The following is a 26732-nucleotide window of genomic DNA, read 5'->3' as shown; positions in this document are numbered from 1 at the left end:
AAGTAAATTGGCCGTATGAAACGAATCGCACTGCTGTTACTGCTTCCCGCATTTTTATTGTCCGCCCGGCAGGAGGATACCGCATTTATCCGCATCAACCAGCTGGGATATCTGCCCGCCGGCCTGAAAACGGCGGTGTGGGGCAGTCTGGACAATACCTCCATCACTTCTTTTTCGCTGATCGATTCAGCCTCCGGGAAAACGGTGTATACAGCGGAAGCGGGTAAAGCATTCGGTAGCTACGGCCCGTTCCGGCAATCCTTCCGGCTCGATTTTTCCGCCTACAAAACCCCCGGCACTTATTACCTCCGTGCCGGCAACGCGCAGTCGCCCGCATTCAGGATCGCGGGGGACGTGTATAACGGCGCGGCGGATTTCTGCCTTCGTTACCTGCGCCAGCAACGCTGCGGCTTCAACCCTTTCCTGAAAGATTCCTGCCATACCCGCGACGGATATACCCTGTACGGCCCTATGCCGGACAGTACCCATATCGACGCCGTTGGCGGATGGCACGATGCCAGCGACTACCTCCAGTATTCCACCACCTCCGCCAACACCGCTTATCACCTGCTGGCCGCGTACCGGGATTTTCCCGGTGTGTTCGGCGATCATCATGATGCCAACGGGCTCGCCGGTGGCAATAAAGTAGCGGATGTACTGGATGAGGCACGTTGGGGGCTGGACTGGCTGTTGAAAATGCATCCGAAGGAGGACTGGCTTTTCAACCAGATCGCGGACGACCGCGATCATCGCGGCATGCGCATTCCCGCGCTGGATTCTTTTTATGGGCGGGGATCTGAACGGCCGGTATACTTCTGCTCCGGTCAGCCGCAGGTGCAGGGCGTGAAATATAAAAAGATGAACCGTTCGGACGGTGTAGCATCTACCGCCGGGAAGTTCGCCAGCACATTCGCTTTGGGGTATTCCTTGCTGCGGGAGCAGGACGCCGTGTATGCGAACGAATTGCTGAAGCGCGCGGGATGGGCGTACAGGCTGGGCGTACAAAAGCCCGGCGTGCAGCAGACAGCCTCCGTATTATCCCCCTACATTTATGCGGAAGACAACTGGACGGACGACATGGAACTGGCCGCTGCGCAGCTTTACAGCGTCACACGTAAAAGCAGCTTTCTGCGGGACGGGCACCGCTATGCCGTGAAAGAACCTGTAACGCCCTGGCTCGGCGCGGACACGGCGAATCACTATCAGTGGTATCCTTTCATCAATATCGGTCATTACGAACTGGCGAAGCAATCAAAAGGAAAGCAGCGGCAGCAGTTGATACAGTACTATAAAACAGGCATCGGCAAAGTATGGGAGAAAGCAAAAGAGAACGCTTTTTACCGCGGAGTGCCGTTCATCTGGTGCAGTAATAACCTCACAACGGCTTTTGCGATACAATGTTACTGGTATCAGCAGCTGAGCGGCGATGCTGCCTATGCCGCGCTGGCACAGGCGAATGTGGACTGGCTGTTCGGTTGCAATCCCTGGGGCACCGGCATGGTGTTCGGCTTACCTGCATTTGGCGATACGCCGGTAGATCCGCATTCCGCGTTCACACATCTGAAAAATTACCCGATAGACGGCGGGCTGGTAGATGGGCCGGTGTATGGAAATATTTACCGGAACCTGATCGGCATACGCCTGGCGGAGCCGGATGAGTACGCGGCCTTTCAGAGCGGTCTTGTTGTGTATCACGATGATTACGGGGATTATAGCACCAATGAGCCTACGATGGATGGAACGGCGTCGCTGATCTATTTGTTGGCGTTGAAGGAAAATGAAGGAAATGGGAAATGAATATTTGCTGTGGCGCAGGTAGAAGGGGCTGGCGGCTCAATATCAGCGGTGCAAAAGCGATTGCAAAGAGGTGCGATATAGCTGGTCAGGGCAGCAGCACGAACAACAGTGGCAGTAAAGCGGTAGTCCGTTGCAGCCCATTCCGCAGCAGGCGCAGGGCTTTGCGCATATGTTGCTCCACGGTGTTCACAGAAATACCGGAGCGTTCCGCGATCTCTTTATTGCTCAGCTCTTCGGAGCGGCTCAGCAGAAATACCTGGCGGCATTTTTCGGGCAGCTGCTGAATGGCGTCGGCCATCTGGTGTTCCAGTTCTTTATGACGGAGGTAGGATTCCACATCATTATCGGCGGAGGGGGGCCGCGTTTCCTGGAACACTTCATACCGGTGATGGATCGCGAGGCGGTGCAGATAGTTTAGCACGCGGTTGCGCAGCGCGGTAAAGATGTATGCTTTAAAAGAAGTGTGAATGTCGAGCCGGTCTTTCCTTTCCAGCAATTCAAGAAAAACTTCCTGCACAAATTCACGGGCCGTTTCTTTCTCTCCTGTTTTTTCATATGCTTTTTTCAGGAGCATAACGGCATAACGCTTGTACAAGGCGTCAAATGCAGCCTGATCACCCTTCTTCCAGAATAAAAGGAGTTCAACGTCCGTATGGTGTGTGTAATGTGGAATAGACCTTGGTTATTTTGAGCAAGATAAATGTAAGAAATTTAAAGCGCTTCCAGTGCGGATTTCACAAAGAAAAATATTTTTTTAACAGGAGTAACGGTTTAGTTTTTATCATTTGTCCCTATATAATACCGATGTCTTAATTACCACTTATGAGCTTGTACGATGTAAAAGATTTATTGGAGAAATACAAATCCGGCACCTGTACCCCGGAGGAGTTGCAGGCGTTGGAAAGCTGGTATGAATCATGGCGGCATCCTGACGCGGAGGAAGTGGTATGGAAGCAAGATGAAGAGCTGGCGCAGGAACTGCTGGCTGATTTTTCAGATTACCGCCGCCGTAAAGAAGCATTGTTCCGCACGGGTTCTTCCCGGCAGACCTGGTGGCGCGCCGCCGCCGTGGTAGTGCCTATCCTGGGCATCGGCGCATTGCTCTGGCTGAGCCGGCCGGGCGTATCTGAACAGGCAAAACCCGTGCTGGCCGTGAGCCCGGATAATTCCGACGGGCGGCGTTTCATCCTGTTGCCGGACAGCAGCACCGTGGTATTGCAGAAAGGCAGCAGCCTCATCTATCCGGAAACATTCAAAGGCGATAAAAGGGAAGTGACGCTGACAGGGGAAGCTTATTTTGATATCTATCAGCAGCAAGACAAACCTTTTGTGATCCATTCCGGCAAGGTGATCACCACGGTGCTGGGAACCGCGTTCAATATTAAAGCGTACCCGGACCAGCCGTCTGTAACCGTTACGGTGAGGCGCGGTAAAGTGAAGATAGAAGAGGAAAGGAGCCGGAAACTGTTGGGCATCCTGCTGCCGGACCAGCAGATCGTATATAATAATAACGAAGTAGCGGAAACCCGCGCGGTGAAAGCAGCGGAAACAGTGGCCTGGGTGAAGCAGGGGCTGGATTTCATTTCCGTACCGTTTGAAGAGATCGCGCGCCAGGTGTCAGACCGCTACCAGGTAAAAATATCTTTCGCCAACCCTGCCCTGAAGAATTGCAGGATACGCGCCACATTTGAAGGAACAGAATCACTCGAGAAAGTTTTAATGATCCTGTGCACCGTAAGAGATGCTACTTATACGATCAACGGTGACGAAGTGATGATCAGCGGCGATGGATGCGCAGATGAACACTAGACATTTCGTAACGTTCGGTAACCAAAATCTTATACCATGACCTGGAAATTGCGACCGCCTTCCTAGAAATTAATGGACAATAAAAACCCCTCCGCACTGTGGTAGGTTCTGGAGGGGCTTAGCTTAAAATGTTAAACAGCCAGGACGGCTATTCTTCATCTTTTTAAACAATTGCAAATTATGCAAAAATCCGCGGTTTTTGCTAGTGGGCGGCTATTAAGCGCCCTGTCAACAGCAGTTTATTCCAAGCAAATGCGCTTTTTTATGAGATTGAGCCTCTCCACAATCATTTGCATGCTGGTAAGCTTCAACCTTTTATGGGCAGTTACCAGCAAAGGTCAGACGCTGGAGGAAAGAAAGATTACGATAGAGGTAGGCAATGTTACACTGGAAAAAGCATTGCTGCAAGTCGAAAAACTATCGGGCTTTCGTATTGCCTATGCTTCCGAAGAGGTGGAGCGGTATGGCCGTGTGTCACTTTACCTGGCAACCCGCAGCGTCAGTGCTACGCTGGATGCGTTATTGAAATCTACCAGCCTCACCTATAAGCTGACAGATAACACAATAATGATCCTCCGGCACGGAGAGACGCCGGGCGATGACGGTCCTCCACCGGCGCAGGCAGATACCAGCGTCACTTTGAGAGGGCGCGTAGTGGATGAAACAGGCGTTGCCATGCCGGGTGTTTCCGTGCGTCTGCAAGGCACCACAAGAGGCAGCTTCACGGATGCCAACGGCCAGTTCACTATCACCGGCAAGCCCGGGCAAACCGTGGTCTTCAGCTCCGTAGGCTCCATTCAGCAGGAACAAATACTAAGCAAAAATGCTACCCTGAACATCATACTCAAAACGGATAACCGGAAGCTGGACGATGTGGTAGTGGTGGGTTATGGCACCCAACGCAAGGCCAATCTCACCGGCGCCGTGTCTACTGTGGACATCGAAAAAACACTGCAATCACGCCCCATTTCGGACGTTGCCCGTGGCTTACAGGGAACTGTACCGGGCCTGACCATCACCACCGCCAGCGGCGACCTCGGCCGGAACCCCAGTATCCGCCTGAGAGGCATGGCGGGCTCGCTGAATACCGGCGCTGCCGGCGCTCAGCCGCTTATCCTGGTGGATAACGTGGAGATCCCTTCCCTGCAAATGGTAAACCCGCAGGACATTGAATCCATTTCCGTATTGAAAGATGCGGCTTCCACTTCTATTTATGGCACCCGTGCCGCCTGGGGCGTAGTGCTTATTACCACTAAATCAGGCCGGAAAGGGCAGCCAGCCAGCATCAACTATTCCAATAACTTCTCCTGGAGCCAGCCCACCACCATGCCCACCATTGCCGGCGCAGCCGAAGGCGCGGAAGCCATGTTCCTGGGAAAAATGCGCGTCGATCCCAATACCGCCTACTTTACCACGCTCGGCATGAGCTTCGACAGGGAGGGAATTGAGAAGATGCGTCAGTGGGAAAGAGATTATGGCGGCAAAGAGCTTGGCGACTCCATGGTCATGGGCCGGGATTTCGAGGTGCGGGACGGACGGCTTTACTTTTACCGCCCCTGGGACGTGGGAAAAATGTATATGAAGGATTGGACCCTGATGCAAAAGCATGACCTCGCCGTATCCGGCGGAGGCGAAAAAACGAATTACCACCTCGGCCTCGGATATCTTAACCAAAGCGGTGTCCTCCGGTTCAAAACCGATAAGTTCGACCGGTATAATGCTACGCTTTCTGTCAATTCCAGCGTGAACGACTGGATAGATGTTCGTGGCAAGATGATGCTGAGCCAATCTGTTTTCGAGACGCCCTATAGCTTTTCCAGTGCGCGCTTTGGCCCCTGGTACTATCTCTACCGCTGGCCCAAGATCTACCCCTACGGCACTTACCAGGGAAAACCTTTCCGCAGCGCCATCACAGAAGTACAGCAGGCGAACATGGAGCAGACCAAGTCCACATTCAGCCGGGTACAGGTAGGAACTACGCTCAAACCCTTCAAAGGCTTTACGGTGGATGTAGATTATACCTACTCCGGTACCAACACCCACCTGCGTTCACCGGGCGGCGGAACTGCCGGCATCAACTTCTGGGCAGCCCCTACACAATTGAACTATTTCGAGAACTACCAGTCTCCTACAGTGGACGCGATTACTTACCAGTCGTGGTGGAACGAATGGAACAATGGCCGCGCCTATGCTACTTACAGGTTTGATGTGAATGAAGATCATCACTTCAAGGCAATGGCCGGTATGGATGTAGACCTTTACCGCAACTGGGCGCACTCTTCTGAAAGGAGAACGCTGATAGACCAGAACCTGGCTGAAATTTCACTGGCGACCGGTGACCAATACGTATCGGGCGACCGGGGCCATTGGGCTACCAATGGTTATTTTGCCAGGCTCAACTATGACTACAAAAACAAATACCTGCTGGAAGTGAATGGCCGTTACGACGGTTCTTCGAAATTCCCGCGTGCCCAGCTCTATGATTTCTTCCCCTCTGTTTCCGCCGGTTATGTGCTCACCGAAGAAACCTTTATGGACTTCGCAAAACCGGTGCTGTCTTTCCTGAAACTGAGAGGTTCATACGGCTCCCTGGGAAACCAGAACGTTGGTCCCAATCGCTTTATTTCCGTGATGAGTTCCAGCAATTCCGGCTGGCTCATAGGAGAAGCCAATCAGCTCACCTTTTCCACGCCACAGCAGGTGTCCAAGTCGCTCACCTGGGAAACCGTATCCACAGTGGATTTCGGGGTAGATGCCCGGTTCTTTAATAATGCATTCGGCATTACTTTCGACTGGTATAAACGTACTACCAGTGACATGATCGGCGCGGGCCTGACGCTGCCCAGCTCATTTGGCGGCAACGTACCGGTGATGAATTTTGGAGAAATGCGTACGAAAGGATGGGAGCTGGCGCTCGATTACACGCATACATTTGACAATGGCCTGCGGATCAACGCACTGGCCACCTTGTCCGACTTCAACGAAAAGATCACCAAACTGGCCAGCGCCACCAGGATCATTACCAATAACTACGAAGGAAAAACGATTGGCGAGATATGGGGATACCAAACTGACCGCCTGTTCCAGGAAAGCGATTTCACAAAGAATGGCGACCGGTGGGAGCTGAAACCGGACATTCCCTCACAGACCATCCTGGCAGGTAATTCCGCATGGTTCTATTATACGCCGGGCGATGTGAAGTATGTGGACCGCAACGGAGACAGCACGCTTTCTCCCGGCTCCAACACGGTAGACGATCCGGGTGACCAGATGGTGATCGGGAACTCCACGCCCCGCTATCAGTATGGCATCCGCCTTGGCGCCGAATGGAAAGGATTTGACTTCAGCATCTTTATACAGGGTGTTGGCAAACGCGAGCTGTGGCCTTCCGGTCCCCTGTTCATTCCGGGCTTCGGGCAGGATTCATGGTACGATCATCACCAGGATTACTGGACGCCGACCAATACGGATGCGTTCTATCCGCAACCTACTTTCACCGGCCAGTCCAATAACATCCAGAACTTCTACCGCCAGAGCCGCTATCTGCTGAACATGGCTTATACCCGTGTAAAGAATATCTCGCTGGGGTATACCGTGCCGGGAAATCTGGCAAAACGCATTCACATGAAAGCGGCCCGTGTGTATGTGTCGGCTGAAAATCTGCTCACATTCGACAATTTATCGATCCCCCTGGACCCGGAAATTGACTATACAGTGGAACAGACCGATGCTTCAGCCTTTGGACGTACTTACCCTTACAGGAAAGAGATTTCCTTCGGCGTTCAACTCACTTTCTAATTCATAAAAAACGGATATTATGAAATCGAGCATATATATACTGGCGGCTTTTGTGGTATTGTTCAGTGCCTGTAAAAAGGAGTTCCTGGAACGTGGCCCGCTGGACCAGATGGAAGATGGCAACTACTGGACCAATGAAAAGAACGTACGAACGTTTGCATATGGATTTTATCCAATCTACTTCAATGGTTACGGTTCAGGCTGGACCTGGGGAGATTATTTCTACCAGGGGCAGTCGCTGAACGATGATTTCGCGCCTACCAGTCCCCCGCAATTCACCAAGGTAATCCCTCCCAGCGGAGGCGGCTGGTCGTTTACCAATGTACGGAAGGCGAATATTATGATCGACCGCGTCAGGAAGGTACCGGGCCTGGATGATGAGACCCGTAACCACTGGTCGGGAATTGCACGGTTCTTCAGGGGAATGGAATATTTCCGCCTCGTAAAAGATTTCGGTGATGTGCCTTTTTATAACCGGGAATTGCTCACCACCGACCAGGAAGAACTGTACAAACCCCGCGACCCGCGTGAGCTGGTAATGGACAGCGTGCTGGCCGACTTTGAATATGCCGCGGCAAATGTAAGGGCGTCTGACGGGGAAAAAGGGCTGAACGTAACCAAATGGGTGGTATTGGCCTATATGAGCAGGATATTTCTTTTTGAAGGGACCTGGCAAAAATACCATGAGCAGAACCAGGCAAAATCCACCGAATATCTCACGGCGGCAAAATGGGCTGCCAATGAAATAATAACGAACGGAGGCTACTCTTTTTCTCATACTTACCGCGAATCTTTCAACTCGCTGGACCTTTCCACCAATAAAGAAATGATCATGTACCGCCGTTATGCTACCGGCCTGCTGACGCATGCGCTGATGAGCTACGTGAACGGCGAGGGACAGACCGGCCCTAATAAGGACCTCATGGAATCCTATCTCTGTACGGATGGATTGCCCGTAGGTTTGTCCACCGCATATGCAGGTGACAAGACCAATGAGGAGGTACGCACGAACCGTGACCCGCGCTTGCTGGGCACTTTCAATCCGGAACTGCGCCCGCAGGGTTCTATCGGCCGTTACAACAAACTGGGCGTAAGCACCACCGGCTATGCCACCTGGAAATTCCTGAACGATGATCTGCGCGACAAGCCCGAAGGCCAGTCCAACGTAAATCCCATCCATGCGCCGGTGATCCGCTATGGAGAGGTGCTGGTAACTTATGCGGAGGCATGTGCGGAACTGGGAACGCTTACGCAGGCCGATCTCGATAAATCCATCAATGTATTACGCGCCCGCCCGAGCGGAGCAGATGCAAAACTCCCGCCACTGGAAGTGGTAGGCGGTCTGCCGGCAGTGAATGGCGTTACTTATGATGATCCGGAAAGGGACGCCACGGTATCCGCCATGATTTGGGAGATCCGCCGTGAGCGCCGCGTGGAGCTGACCATGGAAGGATACCGGCTGGATGATCTGCGCCGTTGGAAAAAACTGGCATATGTGGACATGGTGGCTAACCCGGATATCAACAGAGGCGCCTGGATCAACCGGGCAGAATGGCAAAAACCTGATCCTCCCGGTGGTTCCTGGCTTTCCGGTGTAACTCTCGAAGGCGGTGGCGATGAAGGATACATTATTCCCGCTCCAAGTGGTGCTACGCAACGGGTATTTACGGATGATAAAGTATATTTGAATCCGCTACCCCTCGATCAGATCAAGCTGTATAAAGACCAAGGCGTTGAGCTGATCCAGAACCCGGGGTGGACGCAATAATCTAAAATATTACGTATGCTGATAGCACTGGTCAATGCGGTATTTTTTACCGGCAAAGCGGAAATAACGGGAAAAGCGTTACTGATTGAAGACGGGATCATAAAAGGATGGACACCAGCCGTCAGCATACCTGAAGAAGCCCGCATCATCGACCAACAAGGCTGCAACATTTCACCCGGCCTGCTAGATCTGCAAATATACGGTGGAGGTGGTCTCCTGTTCGCGGACGACCCCTCCGCCGTTGCTTTGAATACCATCGCCGATGGTCTTGTACGCACCGGCACCACCGGCTTTCTCATCACCCTGGCCACCAACAGCCTGGAGGTATTCGAAAAAGCCATCGACGTAGTAAGGGATAACCCCCATCCCGCCGTATTGGGCCTTCATCTCGAAGGGCCGTACATCAACCCCGTCAAACGCGGCGCACATATCACGCAGTATATAAAAAAGCCGGAGCGAAAGGAAGTGGAAGTCCTCCTGCAACGCGCGAAAGGCGTTATAAAGATGATGACCGTAGCGCCGGAAATGTGCGACCCGGAGATCATCCGGCTGTTGCTGGATCATGGCGTGGTGGTGTCCGCGGGGCACAGCAACGCCACTTTTGAAGAAGCGGCCAAAGGGTTCGCGCTCGGCATACAGACTTCCACCCATCTTTTCAATGCCATGAGCCCCCTGCATCACCGCGACACCGGCCTGCCCGGCGCCGTATATCAATCCGCCACCGCCTGCGCCAGCATCATCCCCGATGGTATTCACGTGGATTTTGAAGCGCTGGATATCAGTAAAAAGATGATGGGCGAACGCCTCTTCCTGATCACCGACGCCGTGGAAGCGAGCAATGGCGCATACACCCATATAAAGCAAAAAGACCGTTACACCCTGCCTGACGGTACTTTATCCGGCTCCGCGATCACGCTGCTGCAAGGCATCCGCAATTGCGTGGAGAAAGTGGGAATACCCTTGCCGGAAGCCCTGCGCATGGCGTCTACTTACCCGGCCCGGCTGATGGGAATGCCGCAGCGGGAAGGGATCACACCGGGACAAAAAGCCAACCTCACTGTTTTTGACAGGGAATTTCGACCGGTGATGGTGTATGTGGAAGGAACATCTTATACGATATGAAAAGAGGATTTTTTAATCCCGCGTCACCAGGTAATTATAATCATTCAAAAGCGTTTCAAGGAAAAGCACCGGCTCCATGTCCGTTTCAATATGCAGCACCTCCTGCACGCGGGCAGCTATGCGGCTGGCCATCACGGCGTTTTTGGTGCGGTACGCATTGTCCAGCACCGCTTTGATCTTCCCGAGGTCCCGGTCGGACAGGCGGAGGACCTGCGAAAACTGCGGCACATAATTCTCCTGGTTGATCTCGCGGAAAATGGTATCGTCGATTGAGGCTTTCTGCTGGTTGCGCACCACGATGGTGCCGGCGGTAATATCGCCCAGCCGCTGGTTGTAAGGAGAGCGAAGTACGATCACCAGCGGAAGGATAGCCATGCCCAACGCCAGCAGGATGCCAATACCTGATTCTTCCTGCATGGCCGCGCCGAGCAATACGAAAGACAGCAGCGGCGATTCCACCAGCCGGAACATCCAGCGCAACAATATCTGACTGATGCCGGGCGTATTGCCCAGGATGCTCACCACCTTCAGCGACATCACCTTTTTCCCAAGGCTCTGCCCGCTCATGAGCATTTCAGAAATGAGATAATACAGGGATACCGGCAGCATCACGAAAATAAAAAACGGCATGTCCCCATCTCCCTCCACGCCAATGACCCTGTAGATCAGCCAGGACATCAGCGCGACATAGGCGATCCGTATCAGCAGATCGATCACATAGGCTGCCAGGCGGCGGCCGAAGTCGGCCACCTCGAACTCCAGGTCTATATTAAACGCAGTAGGGATTTTTATAATAGACATAAACAAATTTAAAATTTATTATATTTCCACTTCAGTATTTTTATCTCCGTTACCGCATGAGAGAATCGTCATTCATTAAAAGGAACCTGCAGCGCTGGAAGAAGATCCAGCAGGAACCCACGGAAGACCCCGATGAGATGGCGGAGCGGTTTACCGGCTTGCTGGACGATCTGGCGTATGCCAAAACCTTTTACGGCCACAGCAAGGTCACCCATTATATCAATGGCCTCGCCGGCGGCATCTTTCAGCGGATCTACCGCAATCATCAGGGAGAGCGGAACCGCCTCGGCAACTTCGTGGCGTACAAGCTGCCCCTGCTGATCCGCCGGCATCACCGCCTGTTCCTGTTCACCTTCTGCTACTTCCTGCTCTTCTGCATCATCGGCGCGTTTTCGGCGGCCAATGATGAAACCTTTGTGCGCGGCGTACTGGGTGATGGCTATGTGAACATGACGGAGCAGAACATCGAGAAAGGCGATCCCTTCGGCGTATATAAAAACCAGAACTCCTGGTCCATGTGGCTGCTGATCGCCTATAACAACATCCAGGTGAGCCTGCTTTGCTTTGTGATGGGCATTGCATTTTCCGCGGGCACTTTGTGGATATTGTTCCGGAACGGGATCATGCTTGGTTCTTTCCAGTATTTCTTTTTTTCGAAAGGGCTTGGCTGGTCTTCCGTACTGGTCATCTGGATACACGGCACTCTGGAAATATCGTCCATCATCATTGCCGGAACGGCCGGTATGATCATGGGCAACAGCCTCCTGTTCCCCGGCACGCACACGCGCAAGGAATCCCTCAAGCGCGGCGCCATGGAAGGGCTGCGGGTGATCGTGGCGCTGGTGCCGGTTTTCATTGTAGCGGCGTTCCTGGAAAGTTTCATCACCCGTCATACAGACATGCCCGTTGCACTGAGCATCAGCATTCTCGCGCTTTCCCTGGCGTTCATCATCTGGTATTTCGTGATCTATCCCATCCGGGTGCAGCGGAAAGGTTTCCGGCTGACGGCGGAAGGCAAACTGATAAAACCCCCGTCCCCATGAGCCCCCGGAAGATCATCACCCTCCTTTTCACAGGAATATGCATTGCGATGCACGTGCATGCGCAGGAAGAAGATTCCGCCATTATCACGCTGGACGACATCACCGCGGAAGAAGCAGCGGAAGAAGCAACTGAAGAAGCCACTGCCGCCGAAGAAGACACTACCACCGTGGAGATCCGCGACTTCAACGGCCAGACCCGCCAGGAGCGCTGGCTGAACGCGATGTGGGACAAACAGAAGCTCGGGGAATGGGATGAAATGGCCAACACCCGCCTCAGCATCCGCCGCGTACCTGCGGAAGCGATGGACGAGCTGCATAAAATGAAAGCCCTGCAATACGATCAGGAGGAAAAAGAAAAGAACCGCTCCGCCCTCATGCAGCGGATCGGCCTGTGGGTGCTGGCGCATTTCAGCGTGATCCGGAACACCTTCTACATACTGCTGGGCGCCCTGTTGCTGCTGACCATCGTGCTGTTCATCCGCAAAAGCGATATCTCCCTCTGGCCCCGCGCCCGGCGCAGCACAGCCGAAGAAACCGGAGAAGCAGCGGCAACCGGCCCGCAGAATTACGACACGCTGGCGCAAGCCGCCATTGCCGCGGAAGATTACCGCAGCGCCGTGAGGATGCGTTACCTGCAAGCCCTGCACATCCTGCAGATGAAAGCGCTGATCGTTCCGGGGAAAGACAAGACGAACATGGATTTCCTGCGCGAGCTGTCGGCCACAGCCTTTCACAAACCTTTCGCTAACCTGACAAGGCACTATGAATATATCTGGTACGGAAAAGTACCGCTGAATAACGGACAGTTCATGCAACTGGATGAACAATTTGCGGAGTTTAAAAAATCATTACGGAGTTGAGATGAGAACGGCGATCGTCATCATAATATCCCTGCTGCTGGTATTAATGATCAGCCTGCTGTTCATTGGCGGCAGCGCTGTGCAGCCGCAGATGAAAGACCGCCTCTCCCGCCGGCAGGCTACCTACAGCAGCCGGGATAAACAGCCGCTGGGCAGCTACGTGCCGTTCAGGGTGCTGGAACATTTTTTTCATGATACAAAGCCCCGCACCGTTACCCGTCCGTTCGCCTACAGCTACCGCAACGACGCCAACCTGAAAAAGCACGGCAACGTTTATTTCATTGTAGCGGGGGACTTATATACAACGGAACAGGACGTACTGGCCATGCGGAACTTTGTGTCCGCCGGCAACCGCCTGTTCGTGGCGGTGGAGCAAACGGATTCGCTGTTTGAATCGGCTTTCCGTTTTTCGATCAGGCGCCCCGGCCGGTTCTTTTATGATGATTCCCGCAAGGAAGCCGCCCAATCCTTCGTGAACAGCGAGTTTGCGCCGGATACGGCATTCACTTCCCAAGGGTTGCAGATGGTGAATTACCTGGACAGAACGCAACCCGCCAATACCACCATCCTCGGCAACAACGCCAGCCACGAACCGAACTTCTTCCGCATCCGAGTGGGCAAAGGCTACCTGTTCGTGCTGCTGAACCCGATGGCGTGGACGAATTATTTCCTGCTGAAAGACGATAACATCAAAGCGCTGGAAACGCAGCTGGCTTATCTGCCGGAGTACCCGGACAGGATATACTGGGACGAATATTACAAAGGGCTGCAAGGCCCGCAGCGTGGTGATTTTTCCAACTGGCAGGTGCTGCTGAAACATCCCGCCCTGCGCTGGGCGCTGTGGCTGGCGGTGCTGCTGCTGTTGCTGTACGTGCTGTTCGAAGGCAAGAGAAGGCAGCGCCTCATTCCGCCAAAACCTGTGCTGGCAAATGCTTCGCTGGACTTTGCGGAAACGCTGGGGCGGCTGTATTACCTGCATCACAATAACAGCAACCTGGCGCAGAAAATGGCGCAGCACCTGCTGGAACATATCCGTAACCGTTATTACCTGAACACCAGCCAGCTCAACGATGAATTTGTAACGGCGCTGTCCCGCAAATCCGGGCACCCGCATGACGAAATCAAAGCGTTGGTCGCGCAGACGCACTACCTGCGGGAAGCCGGCAGCGTAGCCGATCACGAGCTGCAACATTATTATAACAGTATCTATCAATTCTATTTAAAAGCGAGCTAATGGAAGTAAATACCTTTGAACCCCGCACAGACCTGACGCCCCTGCATGAAGCGATCGCGGCCATCAAGGCGGAGATCGGCAAAGTGATCGTAGGGCAGCACGAGATGGTGGACCTGCTCACGGCCGGCATCCTGGCGAACGGGCACATCCTGATAGAAGGCGTGCCGGGCGTGGCGAAGACACTGGCGGCAAAGCTGCTGGCGCAAACCATCGACGCAAAATTCTCCCGCATACAGTTCACGCCGGACCTCATGCCGGCGGACGTACTGGGCACTTCCATCTTCAACCCGCAAAGCAAAGCGTTCGAATACAGGAAAGGACCCATCTTCGGCAACATCATCCTGATAGACGAGATCAACCGTGCCCCCGCCAAAACGCAGGCCGCGCTGTTTGAAGTGATGGAAGAACGCCAGATCACCAGCGACGGCATCACCTACCCGCTGGAAGCGCCTTTCATGGTGATCGCCACACAGAACCCGATAGAGCAGGAAGGCACTTACCGCCTGCCGGAAGCGCAGCTGGACCGCTTCCTGTTCAAAATAGAAGTGAAGTATCCGGCCCTCGAAGAAGAGGTAGCCATTCTGCAGGCCGCCAATCTCCGCACCGGCCTGGAAGCGGTCACGGCGCAGGTGGCCAGGGTGGTGACGGGTGCCGCCATCCAGCAGCTGCAGGCGAAAGTGCGCAGCGTGCTGCTCGAAGAAAAGCTGCTGCAATACATCGCCACGCTGGTGAATGAAACGCGCATGAACCCGAGCATCTACCTCGGCGCATCGCCGCGTGCATCCATTGCCGTTATGAACTGCGCCAAAGCGATCGCCGTAATGAACAACCGCGATTTTGTGACGCCGGACGACGTGGTGTACGTGCTGCCGCATATTCTCCGCCACCGCATCATCCTTACGCCGGAGCGGGAAATGGAAGGCATCACGCCGGACGATATTATTTCAGAGATACTTAAAGCGGTGGAGGTACCGCGTTAATATGAAACCGCTCGCCGCCTTTTACCGTTCCCTTTTCTTTAACCTCCGGCTGTATCTCGCACTCGGCGGAGTGATCCTGCTTTTCATCCTGGCGTATTTTGTACCGGTGCTGCTGCAGGTGGCCGTGATCGCCGTGCTGGCGTTGCTGATCTTTTTGCTGCTGGATTTTTTGCAGCTGTACCTGCCGCGCCGCGCCATGCAGGTGACACGCGGGCTGGCGGAACGTTTCAGCAACGGAGATCAGAACAACATCAGTCTTTCGGTCAGAAATAATTACCGCTTTGCGGTGTGGATAGAGATCACGGACGAGTTGCCGTACCAGTTCCAGCAGCGGGATTTCCTGCTGAAGGGGTTCCTGCAGCAGGATGAGGAAAAGGTGTTTGACTACAAGCTGCGCCCCGTGGAAAGAGGGGAATATGCATTCGGCAGCACGCATGTTTTTGTGAAAGGCATGATAGGGCTGGTGAAACGCTGCTTTACGTTCGAACATCCCCGCACGGTGAAGGTCTACCCGTCTTTCGTGCAGTTGCGGCAATACGAGCTGATGTCTTTCAAGCACCAGCTGAACGAGATCGGCGTGCACCGCAAAAGAGTGCTGGGCCACAGCATGGAATTTGATCATATCAAGGAATATACGGTAGGGGACGATGTGCGCACCCTCAACTGGAAAGCCACGGCCCGCCGCGGGAACCTGATGGTGAACAACTTCATGGAAGAACGCTCGCAGCAGGTGTATTGCGTGATCGACAAAGGGCGCAATATGAAGATGCCTTTCAATGGATTGACGCTGCTGGATTATGCCGTCAATTCCACGCTGGTGTTCAGCAACGTGGCGCTGCACAAAGGAGATAAAGCGGGACTGGTAACATTCACCGGGCAGCAAACGGAGATACTGCCTGCGAGCAATAAAAAGGTGCAGCTCAACAAGATCCTCGACCTGCTGTACCATCAAACTACACAATGGATGGAAAGCGATTACGAGCGCCTCGGCGTGCAGCTCCGCACCGCGCTTACCCAACGTTCGCTGCTCATCCTCTTTACGAACTTCGAATCCGCTTCCGGCATGCAGCGCCAGCTTCCCTACCTGCGCCAGCTGGCGAAATATCATTTACTGCTGGTGGTATTCTTCGAGAATACGGAACTGAAAAAGCTGAACGAGCGCAAAGCGGAGGAAGTGGAAGATATTTACATCCAGGTGATCGCGCAGAAGTTTGCGCATGAAAAAAAGCAGATCGTGCGGGAGCTGTCCCACCACGGCATCATGTCCCTGCTCACTACGCCCGAGCAGCTGACGGTGGACGTAGTGAACAAATACCTGGAGCTGAAAGCCCGCATGCAGGCCTGATCTACCGCCTGCCGCGGCCTCCCCGCTCATCGCCGAAATCTTCTCTTCCTTCTTCATCAAATTCTTTCGGCCCTTTTTGTCCGAGCTTCGTGAACTTGCGGATGTTGTACGTGATGTTCAGGCTGAGATAGCGCACGTTCCGGCGCGCATTGGAATATTGTTCGTAGGCGTTGGTCAGCTCGTAGGAATTCCGCACGGACGAACCGAACAGGTTTTCCACGCTGAACGCGATGTTCATCTTCCGCTGGAAGAGGTTCACCTGTCCCTTTAACCCGCTGTGGAAACGCCCTTCCCTTCTGCCTTGCGCGTAGTAACGTGGGCCGTTATAACGTCCGTTCACAGAAACAGAGAACACGCGGATGCGGTAAGCGGCCCATACGGTCAGGTGCGAGGTAACGCCTTCCACATGCGCGAACTGCTCGCTCACGGCGTCTTTCCCGTCTTCCCCGCCGTCCGTAATGGTGTTGTAATAACGCAGGCCGCCGCTGATGTTGGCGTTGAAGGCGCCTTTGTTATTCTGCAGGGCTTTGAAGAGATGCGAGTTCAGGGTGATGTAGGCATTGCGGTCTTTCCGGCTGGCGAGGTTCACCCAGGTAGAAGTGGTGTAGATGGTATTGCCCACCTGCTCCACCGAGGTATACCGGGAGATGATGTCGCCCGCATCCTGCATTTCCAGGCCGGCTTTCAGCTGGTGGCTCTTGTACTGAATAAGGTATTCCAGGCGGTAATCTTTCGTGAAGGCCGGGCGCAGGTTGGGATTACCCATGCGGATGTTCAGCGTATCCGCTGTGTTGATGAACGGGTTCAGCTGATCCGGGTTGGGCCGGTCGATATTGCGGTTGAAGGTGAAGGTCAGCTGCTGGTCCTTGTAGTCGTACTGCAAATTGATGCCCGGTGAGAAGTTGGTGTATTTGAACGGCACGCGGCTTCTCATGGAATCCAGCACCGCCATCTGGTTGAAGAACTGGATGCCGGGGTTGAAGCGGACGTTGACCATATGGTCTTTCAGCGGGCTGTAGTTCATGCCCATGGACGTGCGGATCTCATACGTTTCGTTGTTGAAACGGTTGCCGGCATAATCTTCTTCCGACTGCGCGCCCACGTAGCCGAGGCGGCTGGTAAAGTTATATCCCAGTTCCCTGCTGCGCTTGCCGAAGGAGGCATTCACCGCGTAGTTCTGGTTGAAGTTGGTGTAGTTGGTAGAAAGCCGCGGTGCGAACAGCAGCTCCTCGTCGTTCACGTTCTTGCGGTTGGCGAGCGCCTCGTTGTGGCCGCCGTTCATTTCGATGGATGTGCTCAGGTTATAATACTTGCTGCCTTCCAGCACATTCCGGAACTGGAAGTTGGAGCGCATGTTCCAGTTGCCGTTGCGGCGGTTGGTGCGTTGCAGGGAAGTATCTTCCGTCATCAGGTAGAAATAATCATTATTCCCATATCCGTTCCCGTTACTCTTCACAAAGTTGAACCCTGCTTCCAGCTTTTTGCCGGGCACATCGTATTCCTTCATGTAGTTCCAGTCCGTCACCGCGCGGTAGCCGTTGCGGCGGTTTTTGTTTTCCTGGTTGATGGTGCGGGTGGGCTTTTGGGCGTAGTCGCTGAAGATGCTGTTGTTCTCGCCGTCGCTGCCGTCGCCCGTCCACCCCAGTGTTACGGAGCCGCGGAGCTTTTCTTTTTCGGTGATCTTCAGCTCGTAGCGGCCGTTGAGGTTGTGATTGAAGTTATAGTTGGTGCGGAAGTTCTTTTGTTCGAGATAGGAGGTATCTGCTCCGGCGGTTTGCGGGAAATAGGTGCGGGAGAGATAGCTGCTGTCTGAATTATATTCGCCGTTGTTGAAATACGTTACCTGGAAGGGGGCGAGGTTGAGGTTGTAGCGCATTTTGCCGCGGAGGTTGCGGCGGGTGTCTACCCCGGCGGTAAACGCTGCGGAATAACCGCGGAACTGTATCTTGCGGGTGACGATGTTGATGTAGCGGATGTTGGTTCGTCCTTCCACGAGGGCCTGTTCCGCTTCCACGGGGTCCGGCGGCGCTTTCAGCACTTCTATCCTTTCGATCATGAAGGAGGGAAGATTTTGCAGATAGCTGTTGTAATCCATGCCGGTCGTGGATATCGGCCGGTCATCCACATAAAATTTCACCTGGTCCTTTCCTTCCATCGTTACATTATTTTCCGCATCGATGGTAATGCCCGGCACATATTCCAGCAGTTCCATACCGGTACCGCCCGGCAGGAAGTTCTCGTCCGGTGAGAACACAATGCTGTCCTTGTTCATAGTGAACATCTGCTTCTGGCCGGTGATGGTCACTTCCTTGAGCGTGCGCGCGCCGCTTTGCATCATCACGGTGCCGAGGTCCCACAGCGGTCTTTCACTGCTTGGTTTTATCTTGGTATAATAGGGAGAAAAGCCCATGGTGGCTATTCTGATGATATAACTGCCGTAAGGGATGGGTTTGAGCACAAAAGCGCCTTTCTCATCGGCGGCAACACCGTTGATAATTGTTGAATCATCTTCATTTAACAGCGCAATGGTGGCAAAGGGCACTGGTTCCTTGTTGGATGCCTGCAATACCTTCCCGGTGACAGTACCCGTTTCGGTATCCTTGTTGGAAGGGGGTTCCTGTGCCTTTGCGAAAAGTGATAACATACATCCCAGCAGTATCAAAAGGCTGCTGACGGGCTTAATTCTCATCTAATGTTATTAGGTTGAACGTCCGAAAATTACTACCCGTAGCGCAGTTAACCGTAATATTTACACCTATGCGTGATAAACGGGATAAATGGTAGGGCAGATTACTGGTATATGTGACGCCAAAAAAAGGCCGGAGTCTGCGCAAATAGGAGGAGCGGGCATATATTGGTATGTATGGTCAGGATCAGGCGCAAAAAAGCCGGTCACAACAGCAACCGGCTTTTTCATGTATTGATGGCAAGTCAAGTAATGTTTGCGGCGGTGCCGCGTTCGTATCAGGGTGCGAGATAGCCGCCGTCTACCGGATAGTAAGCGCCCGTTACAAAAGAAGCCTTGTCGGAGCTTAGCCAGATCACCAGCTCTGCTACTTCCTCGGAGGTGCCCAGCCGCCCGATGGGGTGTTTGGACACCAGCCCTTCTTTCGTTTTGGCATCGGCCTGGCTCAGCAAGGGCGTATCAATGAAACCAGGCCCCACGGCGTTTACGCGGACGCCTTTGGCGGAATATTCAATGCCGGCATTCTGCGTTAATCCCACCACGCCATGTTTGGCGGCTACATACCCGGCGGAATAGGCAAAGCCTACCTGGCCCAGTATGGAGGCCATGTTCACAATGGCGCCGCCGTCATTTTGCAGCATGGCGGGTATCTGGTATTTCATACAATAGAATACGCTGCTGAGGTTCACGGCGATCACTTTATTGAAACCTTCCACGCTCATGTCCGCCAGCATATTCTGCTCCCCGCCGATGCCGGCGTTGTTGCAGGCATAGTCCAGCCGGCCATATGCCCGGAGGGTTTCTTCGACAAGCTTCGCGCAGGCTTCCGCCTGGCTGACATCGCATTTTACGAAGCGCGCCTCGCCGCCGCCCTTTTTGATCGCGTCCACGACTGCGTTCCCGCCCTTTTCATTCAGGTCGGCAACGATCACCTTTGCGCCGTAAGCCGCATAGAGCTTTGCGGTGGCTTCACCGATCCCGGAGCCTGCTCCGGTCACCAGTGCTACTTTTCCTGCAAATGATGGTTCCATATGGTGGGTTTTGAACAAATTTACGAAGGAGCCTTGTTATAGAAATCCTAATATTACACGTTCGTGTTATATTCCTCCAAAATGGCCGGATAAGACCGTGACGGATAATAAATTAGAAATTTTTCTGTTATAGTAACAGCAGATTCCTATGTACCTAACGTATAAGCATATACTTCTGTTCACTGCCATCGTTATGACACATTTGTTTGCGCGTTCGCAGAACCTTGTTGCCAACCCCGGCTTCGAGGATGTGAATATCTGTGTGGAGTTCCGGGCGCCCTGCACGCCTTCGGCCTGGGAGAGCGTAGCGCCGGAAACAAAGAAGCTGGAATATCTTTACCATACATATGCCACCGGCGGGAATAACCTCATCCGGCTGACGGCCGCCTCTCCTTTCCCCGTCAGGAATTACGCGCAGACGCAATTGCTTTGCCCGCTGGAAAAAGGGCGGCAATACCGCGTAACGCTGCTGGCGGCGGCAGAGGAACAGGATGAACAGGTAGTGCCGGAGATCGATGTGCGTTTTGATACGGGGTGGACCTACCGGATACAGCCGGTGTCGCTTTCCGGCCTTCAACCCACGCTTCGCACAGGAGAAAAGGATGTGGTGAAGAAGATCCCCGGCCGCAAAACCTTCTATCTCCTGCAACAGGACTTCACCGCCAAAGATACGTTTACGCACGTGGTGCTCGGCTGCTTCCGCGAATCCCGGAACCGTTATGACATCGGGTATCTGCTGATCGACAGCATCAGCATCGCGCCCGTGGGCAATGCCGGGCCGCTCTGCGCCAACGCCGTCAATGTCAGGCAAAAACTCTACGCGCAGCACTACCGCCATACGCTTCCGGACAGGTACTACCATGCCCTGCAAACCCAGGTGGCTAAAAAGCGGGCGGAGCAAATGGACTGCTTCACCATCACCGTAAAAGACGAAACGATTTTCACAGCGGCGGGCCGCGCGCGTGAGCCGGAAGCCGCCGCCAGGCTGGATTCGGTGATCCGGCAATATGATGGGGAGATGACGATGAGAATCCGTATAACCGGCCATGCCTACGTGGATGGCACCACCCGTTACAACCAGGTGGTGTCGGCGGACAAGGCGCGCCGTGTGGCGGAGGTTCTTGTATACAAACACGGCTTCAGCTATGATGATATCGTTCATTCCGGGAAAGGCAAGCTGGCGCCGCGGCACGATCCCACTACGCCGGAAGGCCGCGAACAGAACAATTTCGTGGACCTTGAATTCTGCGTACCGAAGCTGGCGATCGTCCCGGAAGCAACGCCCCCGCCGCCAGATACCCTCGTCATCCCCGACGTGCTCTTCAAATTCAACAGCGACGAGCTGAACACAAACCTGTATGGCGCGCTGGACAGCCTCGTGGCAAAGATCCCCCGGGGCGAGAACGTGCGGTTGCAGCTGCTCGGGCACACGGACAATGTGGGCGCCGACGATTACAATCTCGATCTTTCCCACCGCCGCGCAAAGGCCGTGGCGGACTATCTGCGGCAAAAAGGACTGGAGCAGTACATCCGGCATGTGTCCGGCGCGGGAGAAAGCAGGCCGGTGGCAACGAACGATACGCCGGAAGGAAGAAAGCAGAACCGGCGGGTGGAGATCATCATTTATAAAAGTGCGGACTAGCAGGCAAGCAAAAATAGGAAGGCCGGCCAACGGGTTGTTGCACCGGCCTTCCCCTACGGGTCTTCCGTACGGGAAAATGTTATTTTTTCAGGTATGAGCGCAGCATCCAGGCCATTTTTTCATGCTGGCGCAGGAGGCCGGTCACGAAGTCGCTCGTGCCGAGGTCTTTGTGTTTGTCCGCGAACTCGGTGATCAGTGTGCGGAGGCTGCGGATGATCGTTTCATGATCTTCCACCAGGTTTTTGATCTGCTCCGGCTGGTCGTTCGTATACTCCGGCTCCGTCAGCTGCGTGAGCTTCAGGAAATCCACCAGGCGCCCGGTGCTGTAGTGGCCGATCATACGGATGCGCTCCGCTACTTCATCAATGATCTCCGCCAGCTCGTCATATTGCTTTTCGTAAAAAAGATGCATCTCCGAGAAATTATCCCCCTCCACATTCCAGTGGTAGTTGCGGGTCTTGGTATAAAGAACCTGTTCATCCGCCAGTAAAACCTGCAGCTTTTCCGCTACGGCCTGCAGATGGTTGTCCGGAATGCCAATGTTTGCTTTCATGTTATAATGTTTTATTGTTTACGTCCTATAATTCTATCAATGCATATACCTTGTCGTTCAGATAAGGGCCGCCCGGATGGCGCGCGGTATAGTCCAGGTTGATCCAGTATTCGCCCTTCATCTCATGATAATATAACTCTTTTACGGGAGGATTGTTGAATAACGTTACGATCGCCTGCTTGATCATCTCGAATTCCTGCTCGTTGCCGCAGTACAGTTCCGGGTAAGCATGCCCGCGGATGAGCACAATGCGCGTGCGCGCGCCGATGGACTGCAGGCAGGAGGTGACGAGGAGGGAGTGATCATCGCAATCGCCGCCCAGGCCGTTGCGGATGGTTTCCATCGGTGTGGCGAAGTACTCGTCCCGCTGGCTGTCATTCACATATTTGAAATTCTCACGCATGTAGCGGTAAAGGGAAAGATACCGTACGATCTTTCCGTATTTCGGCCAGTACTCATCATAGTAATCCAGCGAATGTTGTACGGAGAAATTGCGGACGGTGGAATCCTTGAAATTGATCTTTTCCCGGATGCCGCGCACGGTTTTATCCACGTAACTCTCTACGCGCCTGGGATAGAAGCTGAGGATATCCAGCTGTTTTTTATCGCGCGTGCCCCAGTTGCCCTGCACCATCCCCTTGTAATCGTTCAGCACATTGGAAAATGAATAGCGGCCGCTCCAGGAATTGAATATCATAATGCCCGCCACCAGTACAAAAGCCGGGATGATCAGCGGTTTAAAAAGCCATAACAGCAGGCGGGTAAAGAGAAAAGCGATGAGAATGGACAGGATCAGATCGATATGCCAGTCCCGCACCTGTATGGTAGGCAGGTACCGGTTAATGTACGGCGCCAGCGGAAGGATGGTCAACAGGCTTAGCAGGTTCAGCAAAAAATGCTGTAGGGTTGTGTATTTACTCTGATCAATGGCCATTGCGGAGAATAGTACCGCAAAATTATGCCAAATATGCGGTACGGAACATGAAATATGTCAGGCGCCGTACCGCCGGTGTGGCTATAGCTGTACAAGACGGGGAATCACCTGTTTGAAGGAGGTGCCTTCACAAATGATGATGATATTCCGTTTCGCATCATTTTTCTGTTTGTCCATTTGCAGATGCTGGTAAATGCGGTTGAGCACGCCGTAATTCAGCAGTGCGAATATTTTGAATTCCAGCCGCTGTACGATGTCCATCGCGGATTCCGCGGCGCGGATGGCTTTGTTGAATTCCTTTTCCCGGTACCATATCTCCGCGGCAATGATCTTCTGCAAGGCTTCCAGGTGGCGGCCGTTGAAGAAGTCGGTGGAGTAATGCCGCAGTACCCGTTCAATATGCGCGCAGATCCTTTTGGCGGAGGCCATGTCATTCACGCCCAGGTGCGCCTGCGCCTTCCAGCATAGCAGCATGAGGCGGAAAGGGTCTGTGCGGTTGAAAAGGATGGATGGATGTTCGCTGAAAAGCCGTTCGGAAAACCCGATCATCTGCTGATGATCGCCCATCAGCAAAAAGGCGAAGCAGATCGCGCGGTAAACGGTCTCGTCGCCCACGGAGAAGTTCTTTTTGGCGGGAATGCTCCAGTGGCGCGCGTAATGGTAGATCTTGTCCCGCATCTCTTCATTGATGGCGCCGAACTTCAGGTATTCGTAGATGAAGAAAAAAGCGTCATACGGCGTGATCCACATTTCCTTGAGCGTTTCGTTGCCGGCACAGAGCTTTTTGATGCCGGTCAGCTCTATCTCGCTCTGTTCCGCGTCCAGCCGCATCATGGCCATGGTAAAGAGGTTGGAGCGGATCTTCAGTTTGTCTTCCGTAGATTCCGCGAGGCCCAGCAGCGTATTGAGCAGCTTCTGCTTTTTAAAGTGGATGAAGTCGTCGTTGATAAAAGTGCTGATCGGCCTTTTCCTGAAATAGCCGTGTGGAAAGATCTGCTGCAGCTGTTCCTGCTTGCCGCTCTGCTGATAGTGCAGCACAAGGTATTCCAGCAGGTGCGCCTTTTCAATCGTGGCGAGCGGCAGGGTGAAGATGCGCTGTATGCTCTCTATCTGCTCGTGCATGATGGCAAAGCGCAGCATCCACTTTACGACGGACATGCGGAATCTCGACTGCTGGAAGTATTCCATAACATCGCGGAGCATGGCTTCCGTTATCGTTTCGCCGTGCTTTTCAATGAAATGCATGGCGGTAAAATATTCCAGGAGGAAGTTATGCGCGAAGCGCACTTTCACATTGAACATGATCTCCTGGCTGTAGTTTTCTTCCACCAGGATGTTGTCCGCGATCAGTTCCTTGTATGCGGGGAACAGCTCCGGGTTCTGTTTCAGCAGCGCGCTTTTGTCCGTCCGCAGCCCGTTCTTGCCCATGTCCAGCAGCTGCAGCATTTTTTCAATGATGCGGATCTTGAAGGTATTGGTGGAGGAATTGAAGACGCGGTGCTGGATGAAACGGGAGATGATCTCTACCAGGCTGAGATTTTCGTCTACGAACGATTGTCCCGTTGAATGATTGAACTGGCAAAAAAGCTGCAGGTAGTAGGGATGGCGGAGCTTCTGCAGGAAGCTGTCCGAAAAGGAGCGGATGGCGGACGGCGCGAAATCGAAACTCTGCAATACATCTTTCACTTCCCGTTCCGAGAGCAAGGGGATGTTGGTATTGGTGTCTTCATCCATCTCCGGGCCCAGGTACCAGTATTTACGGAAGGCGGGGTATTGCAGTGATTGCTGGAACATCTCCGCCCAGGTGCTGGACCGGATGGAGAGGATCACTTTCACCCAGGGATGGAGGTCGTTGGAGTAGACGAAGTCTTCCAGTTTGTTGTAGAGTATTTTCAGCTTGTCGGCGCCCATGGTGATCTCGTCGAACCCGTCGATGATCAGTACCAGCCGGCCGCCTTTCTGGTCCGGATGCGCGCTGAAATATTCGCGGAAATTTTCGCCGTTGCCGAGGCTCAGCTGGTTGTCCAGCCAGGTGGACAGCGAGAAGCCTTTGAGCAGGAGGCTTCCGGCGGCGTGTGCGTTGATGAACCAGCAGATATCTTCCGGGTGCAGCGCGTTCCTGCCGAACCAGTTGTGTTCCGCGGCGTGAACGAGCGCGATGGACTTGCCCCATCCCGCGGGCGCGATCAGCACGGTGGCGGCGTAGTCGCTTTCAAGAAACCGTTCGATGTGTGAAAGGCAGTACTGCCGCGGTGCGGTCTGCGGAAAAGGGATGCCGCTGCGGTTCTTCAGCGTGAGCATCGTGTAGTGGGATACGGCGGCGGCTTTCTTTTTTATATCGCCCCATTTGGAATGATCTGTGGGGCGCAGCCGGGTATTCCTTTGCTGATGGTGTTCCTGAAAGTCTTCCCAATCCCTGAACCTGCAATACTGGGCAAGTGTGTTCAGGGTGTAGCGGGAAAAGCTGTGTTGCGTAACGGCCAGGCCGAATACACGTTTGAGTGTGGTCTCACTAACAAGTTTGCCGGTCAGCTTCAGAATGGACTGTGCGAGGTGTTTGCATTGATTTGGTTGAATATGATCCACACCAAATTTTCTTAACACTTCCTGCTGAAGCGTAATGATATAATCGTAGGACAGGTCGATCATATGAAATTGTATTGAATGGGTTAGGGGGCTTGGGTATCAGGTATAAATGACATACGTACGTAGTAAAATGAACATTCGGATTTACATGATTTAAAATGAACAAAATGAACAGACATTATTCAGTTGAACATAAATGCATTAGCTGTTCTTTATCAAGAGATTAAGGGAGGAGTATAGGCCATAAATGTTTTTTGTATTAGAAGTTGGTGTATACGATTAGGATGCCTAACCATTCTTGGGAGGTGAATGCGTTTAAAGATAGTATAAAGTTTTGACATACAATTGACAATGAGGAAAACCAATATTTTTTTCAAAGGAAGTACAAATATGTAAGGATTTTGTTCTCGCGGAGCCAAAATGAACAAAATGAACAGGATTTCCAAAAAATGAACAGGCTGGCAAGTGTGCGAATAATGAACAGGAATGGCACATCGTTTCCCCGCTTCCGCAGCATACTTTCGTACAGTCGTTAATGCAATAACCATTCCTGTAACTAAGAAAGTATCCTATCAAAAACGTATGGAACCGAATCAGCAGATCTGAATTTTGACAGATAACCTTTCTTCAAAACTATACCCTGATGTAACGAGAATCAGTTCAACCACAAAACCATGTCCACTCATGTAAGGGCATGCGCTTTCAATGATCTATTTCGCAAAAACAACTTTCATACATAACCC

General features: G+C 53.2%; 18 protein-coding genes. 11 read left to right on the top strand and 7 right to left on the bottom strand.

The features are described 5' to 3' along the window. Nucleotides 1–15 precede the first annotated feature (15 nt). Nucleotides 16–1797: a glycoside hydrolase family 9 protein gene (locus CCY01nite_RS06170; protein ID WP_146858809.1), complete on the top strand. Its 1782-nt coding sequence runs from the start codon at nucleotides 16–18 to the stop codon at nucleotides 1795–1797. A gap of 85 nt (nucleotides 1798–1882) precedes the next feature. Here CCY01nite_RS06170 and CCY01nite_RS06165 read toward each other — a convergent pair whose 3' ends face one another. After that, nucleotides 1883–2392, bottom strand: coding sequence for an RNA polymerase sigma-70 factor (locus tag CCY01nite_RS06165; RefSeq protein ID WP_246129866.1), 510 nt, complete (start codon nucleotides 2390–2392; stop codon nucleotides 1883–1885). A 227-nt stretch (nucleotides 2393–2619) separates the two neighbouring features. Here CCY01nite_RS06165 and CCY01nite_RS06160 point away from each other — a divergent pair, with 227 nt between their 5' ends. The 4 genes from CCY01nite_RS06160 to nagA all read left to right on the top strand — a co-directional run bounded on the left by CCY01nite_RS06160 (nucleotide 2620) and on the right by nagA (nucleotide 10294). Beyond that, entirely contained in the window at nucleotides 2620–3606 is a 987-nt protein-coding gene (locus tag CCY01nite_RS06160; protein WP_146858804.1) for a FecR family protein, read from the top strand. 264 nt (nucleotides 3607–3870) lie between these two features. Next, nucleotides 3871–7404 carry a TonB-dependent receptor gene (locus CCY01nite_RS06155; RefSeq protein WP_222614317.1) on the top strand — a complete coding sequence of 1178 codons (3534 nt, stop codon included), beginning with the start codon at nucleotides 3871–3873 and terminating at the stop codon, nucleotides 7402–7404. Between the two features lie 19 nt (nucleotides 7405–7423). Then, complete coding sequence (locus tag CCY01nite_RS06150) at nucleotides 7424–9172, top strand: RagB/SusD family nutrient uptake outer membrane protein (RefSeq protein WP_146858802.1); 1749 nt, start codon at nucleotides 7424–7426, stop codon at nucleotides 9170–9172. A 15-nt stretch (nucleotides 9173–9187) separates the two neighbouring features. After that, nucleotides 9188–10294: an N-acetylglucosamine-6-phosphate deacetylase gene (nagA, locus tag CCY01nite_RS06145; RefSeq protein WP_146858800.1), complete on the top strand. Its 1107-nt coding sequence runs from the start codon at nucleotides 9188–9190 to the stop codon at nucleotides 10292–10294. Between the two features lie 12 nt (nucleotides 10295–10306). Here nagA and CCY01nite_RS06140 read toward each other — a convergent pair whose 3' ends face one another. After that, complete coding sequence (locus CCY01nite_RS06140) at nucleotides 10307–11095, bottom strand: RDD family protein (RefSeq protein WP_146858798.1); 789 nt, start codon at nucleotides 11093–11095, stop codon at nucleotides 10307–10309. A gap of 56 nt (nucleotides 11096–11151) precedes the next feature. Between CCY01nite_RS06140 and CCY01nite_RS06135 the strand changes: the two genes are divergently transcribed. From CCY01nite_RS06135 to CCY01nite_RS06115, 5 genes are read left to right on the top strand one after another with little or no spacing between them, the layout of a single operon-like run. Beyond that, complete coding sequence (locus CCY01nite_RS06135) at nucleotides 11152–12138, top strand: stage II sporulation protein M (RefSeq protein WP_146858796.1); 987 nt, start codon at nucleotides 11152–11154, stop codon at nucleotides 12136–12138. Then, nucleotides 12135–12998 carry a DUF4129 domain-containing protein gene (locus CCY01nite_RS06130; RefSeq protein ID WP_146858794.1) on the top strand — a complete coding sequence of 288 codons (864 nt, stop codon included), beginning with the start codon at nucleotides 12135–12137 and terminating at the stop codon, nucleotides 12996–12998. The genes CCY01nite_RS06135 and CCY01nite_RS06130 overlap by 4 nt, the downstream gene beginning before the upstream one ends. A gap of 1 nt (nucleotide 12999) precedes the next feature. After that, nucleotides 13000–14232, top strand: a complete 1233-nt coding sequence (locus CCY01nite_RS06125; protein ID WP_186830928.1) for a DUF4350 domain-containing protein — start codon at nucleotides 13000–13002, stop codon at nucleotides 14230–14232. After that, nucleotides 14232–15212 carry an AAA family ATPase gene (locus CCY01nite_RS06120; protein ID WP_146858790.1) on the top strand — a complete coding sequence of 327 codons (981 nt, stop codon included), beginning with the start codon at nucleotides 14232–14234 and terminating at the stop codon, nucleotides 15210–15212. Before CCY01nite_RS06125 ends, CCY01nite_RS06120 begins: the two co-directional genes overlap by 1 nt. Before the next feature lies 1 nt (nucleotide 15213). After that, on the top strand, nucleotides 15214–16557 hold the full coding sequence (locus CCY01nite_RS06115) for a DUF58 domain-containing protein (protein WP_146858788.1): 1344 nt from the start codon (nucleotides 15214–15216) through the stop codon (nucleotides 16555–16557). Nucleotide 16558: 1 nt separating this feature from the next. Here CCY01nite_RS06115 and CCY01nite_RS06110 read toward each other — a convergent pair whose 3' ends face one another. Together CCY01nite_RS06110 and CCY01nite_RS06105 are read right to left on the bottom strand one after the other, a co-directional pair. Then, on the bottom strand, nucleotides 16559–19201 hold the full coding sequence (locus tag CCY01nite_RS06110) for a TonB-dependent receptor (RefSeq protein ID WP_186830927.1): 2643 nt from the start codon (nucleotides 19199–19201) through the stop codon (nucleotides 16559–16561). 320 nt (nucleotides 19202–19521) lie between these two features. Next, entirely contained in the window at nucleotides 19522–20274 is a 753-nt protein-coding gene (locus CCY01nite_RS06105) for a glucose 1-dehydrogenase (RefSeq protein ID WP_146858784.1), read from the bottom strand. 193 nt (nucleotides 20275–20467) lie between these two features. Between CCY01nite_RS06105 and CCY01nite_RS06100 the strand changes: the two genes are divergently transcribed. Beyond that, the gene (locus CCY01nite_RS06100; RefSeq protein ID WP_186830926.1) at nucleotides 20468–21916 is read left to right on the top strand and encodes an OmpA family protein; all 1449 of its coding nucleotides are present in this window, start codon (nucleotides 20468–20470) and stop codon (nucleotides 21914–21916) included. 79 nt (nucleotides 21917–21995) lie between these two features. Here CCY01nite_RS06100 and CCY01nite_RS06095 read toward each other — a convergent pair whose 3' ends face one another. The 3 genes from CCY01nite_RS06095 to CCY01nite_RS06085 all read right to left on the bottom strand — a co-directional run bounded on the left by CCY01nite_RS06095 (nucleotide 21996) and on the right by CCY01nite_RS06085 (nucleotide 26052). After that, nucleotides 21996–22484, bottom strand: a complete 489-nt coding sequence (locus CCY01nite_RS06095; RefSeq protein WP_262713318.1) for a Dps family protein — start codon at nucleotides 22482–22484, stop codon at nucleotides 21996–21998. A 10-nt stretch (nucleotides 22485–22494) separates the two neighbouring features. After that, nucleotides 22495–23361 (bottom strand): transglutaminase domain-containing protein, encoded by an 867-nt coding sequence (locus CCY01nite_RS06090; RefSeq protein ID WP_246129865.1) that lies wholly within the window; start codon nucleotides 23359–23361, stop codon nucleotides 22495–22497. 123 nt (nucleotides 23362–23484) lie between these two features. Next, nucleotides 23485–26052 carry an NACHT domain-containing protein gene (locus CCY01nite_RS06085; RefSeq protein WP_146858775.1) on the bottom strand — a complete coding sequence of 856 codons (2568 nt, stop codon included), beginning with the start codon at nucleotides 26050–26052 and terminating at the stop codon, nucleotides 23485–23487. Nucleotides 26053–26732 lie beyond the last annotated feature (680 nt).

The organism is Chitinophaga cymbidii (genome assembly GCF_007992715.1).
Classification (GTDB): Bacteria; Bacteroidota; Bacteroidia; order Chitinophagales; family Chitinophagaceae; genus Chitinophaga; species Chitinophaga cymbidii.
This window is presented reverse-complemented; position numbering and strand designations above follow the sequence as displayed.

What these genes read in the sequence shown, in the direction of transcription:
- CCY01nite_RS06170 (WP_146858809.1), top strand. Translation starts at nt 16, where the DNA reads ATGAAACGAATCGCACTGCTGTTACTGCTTCCCGCATTTTTATTGTCC.
- CCY01nite_RS06160 (WP_146858804.1), top strand. Translation starts at nt 2,620, where the DNA reads ATGAGCTTGTACGATGTAAAAGATTTATTGGAGAAATACAAATCCGGC.
- CCY01nite_RS06155 (WP_222614317.1), top strand. Translation starts at nt 3,871, where the DNA reads ATGAGATTGAGCCTCTCCACAATCATTTGCATGCTGGTAAGCTTCAAC.
- CCY01nite_RS06150 (WP_146858802.1), top strand. Translation starts at nt 7,424, where the DNA reads ATGAAATCGAGCATATATATACTGGCGGCTTTTGTGGTATTGTTCAGT.
- nagA (WP_146858800.1), top strand. Translation starts at nt 9,188, where the DNA reads ATGCTGATAGCACTGGTCAATGCGGTATTTTTTACCGGCAAAGCGGAA.
- CCY01nite_RS06140 (WP_146858798.1), bottom strand. Translation starts at nt 11,095, where the DNA reads ATGTCTATTATAAAAATCCCTACTGCGTTTAATATAGACCTGGAGTTC.
- CCY01nite_RS06135 (WP_146858796.1), top strand. Translation starts at nt 11,152, where the DNA reads ATGAGAGAATCGTCATTCATTAAAAGGAACCTGCAGCGCTGGAAGAAG.
- CCY01nite_RS06130 (WP_146858794.1), top strand. Translation starts at nt 12,135, where the DNA reads ATGAGCCCCCGGAAGATCATCACCCTCCTTTTCACAGGAATATGCATT.
- CCY01nite_RS06125 (WP_186830928.1), top strand. Translation starts at nt 13,000, where the DNA reads ATGAGAACGGCGATCGTCATCATAATATCCCTGCTGCTGGTATTAATG.
- CCY01nite_RS06120 (WP_146858790.1), top strand. Translation starts at nt 14,232, where the DNA reads ATGGAAGTAAATACCTTTGAACCCCGCACAGACCTGACGCCCCTGCAT.
- CCY01nite_RS06115 (WP_146858788.1), top strand. Translation starts at nt 15,214, where the DNA reads ATGAAACCGCTCGCCGCCTTTTACCGTTCCCTTTTCTTTAACCTCCGG.
- CCY01nite_RS06110 (WP_186830927.1), bottom strand. Translation starts at nt 19,201, where the DNA reads ATGTTATCACTTTTCGCAAAGGCACAGGAACCCCCTTCCAACAAGGAT.
- CCY01nite_RS06105 (WP_146858784.1), bottom strand. Translation starts at nt 20,274, where the DNA reads ATGGAACCATCATTTGCAGGAAAAGTAGCACTGGTGACCGGAGCAGGC.
- CCY01nite_RS06100 (WP_186830926.1), top strand. Translation starts at nt 20,468, where the DNA reads ATGACACATTTGTTTGCGCGTTCGCAGAACCTTGTTGCCAACCCCGGC.
- CCY01nite_RS06085 (WP_146858775.1), bottom strand. Translation starts at nt 26,052, where the DNA reads ATGATCGACCTGTCCTACGATTATATCATTACGCTTCAGCAGGAAGTG.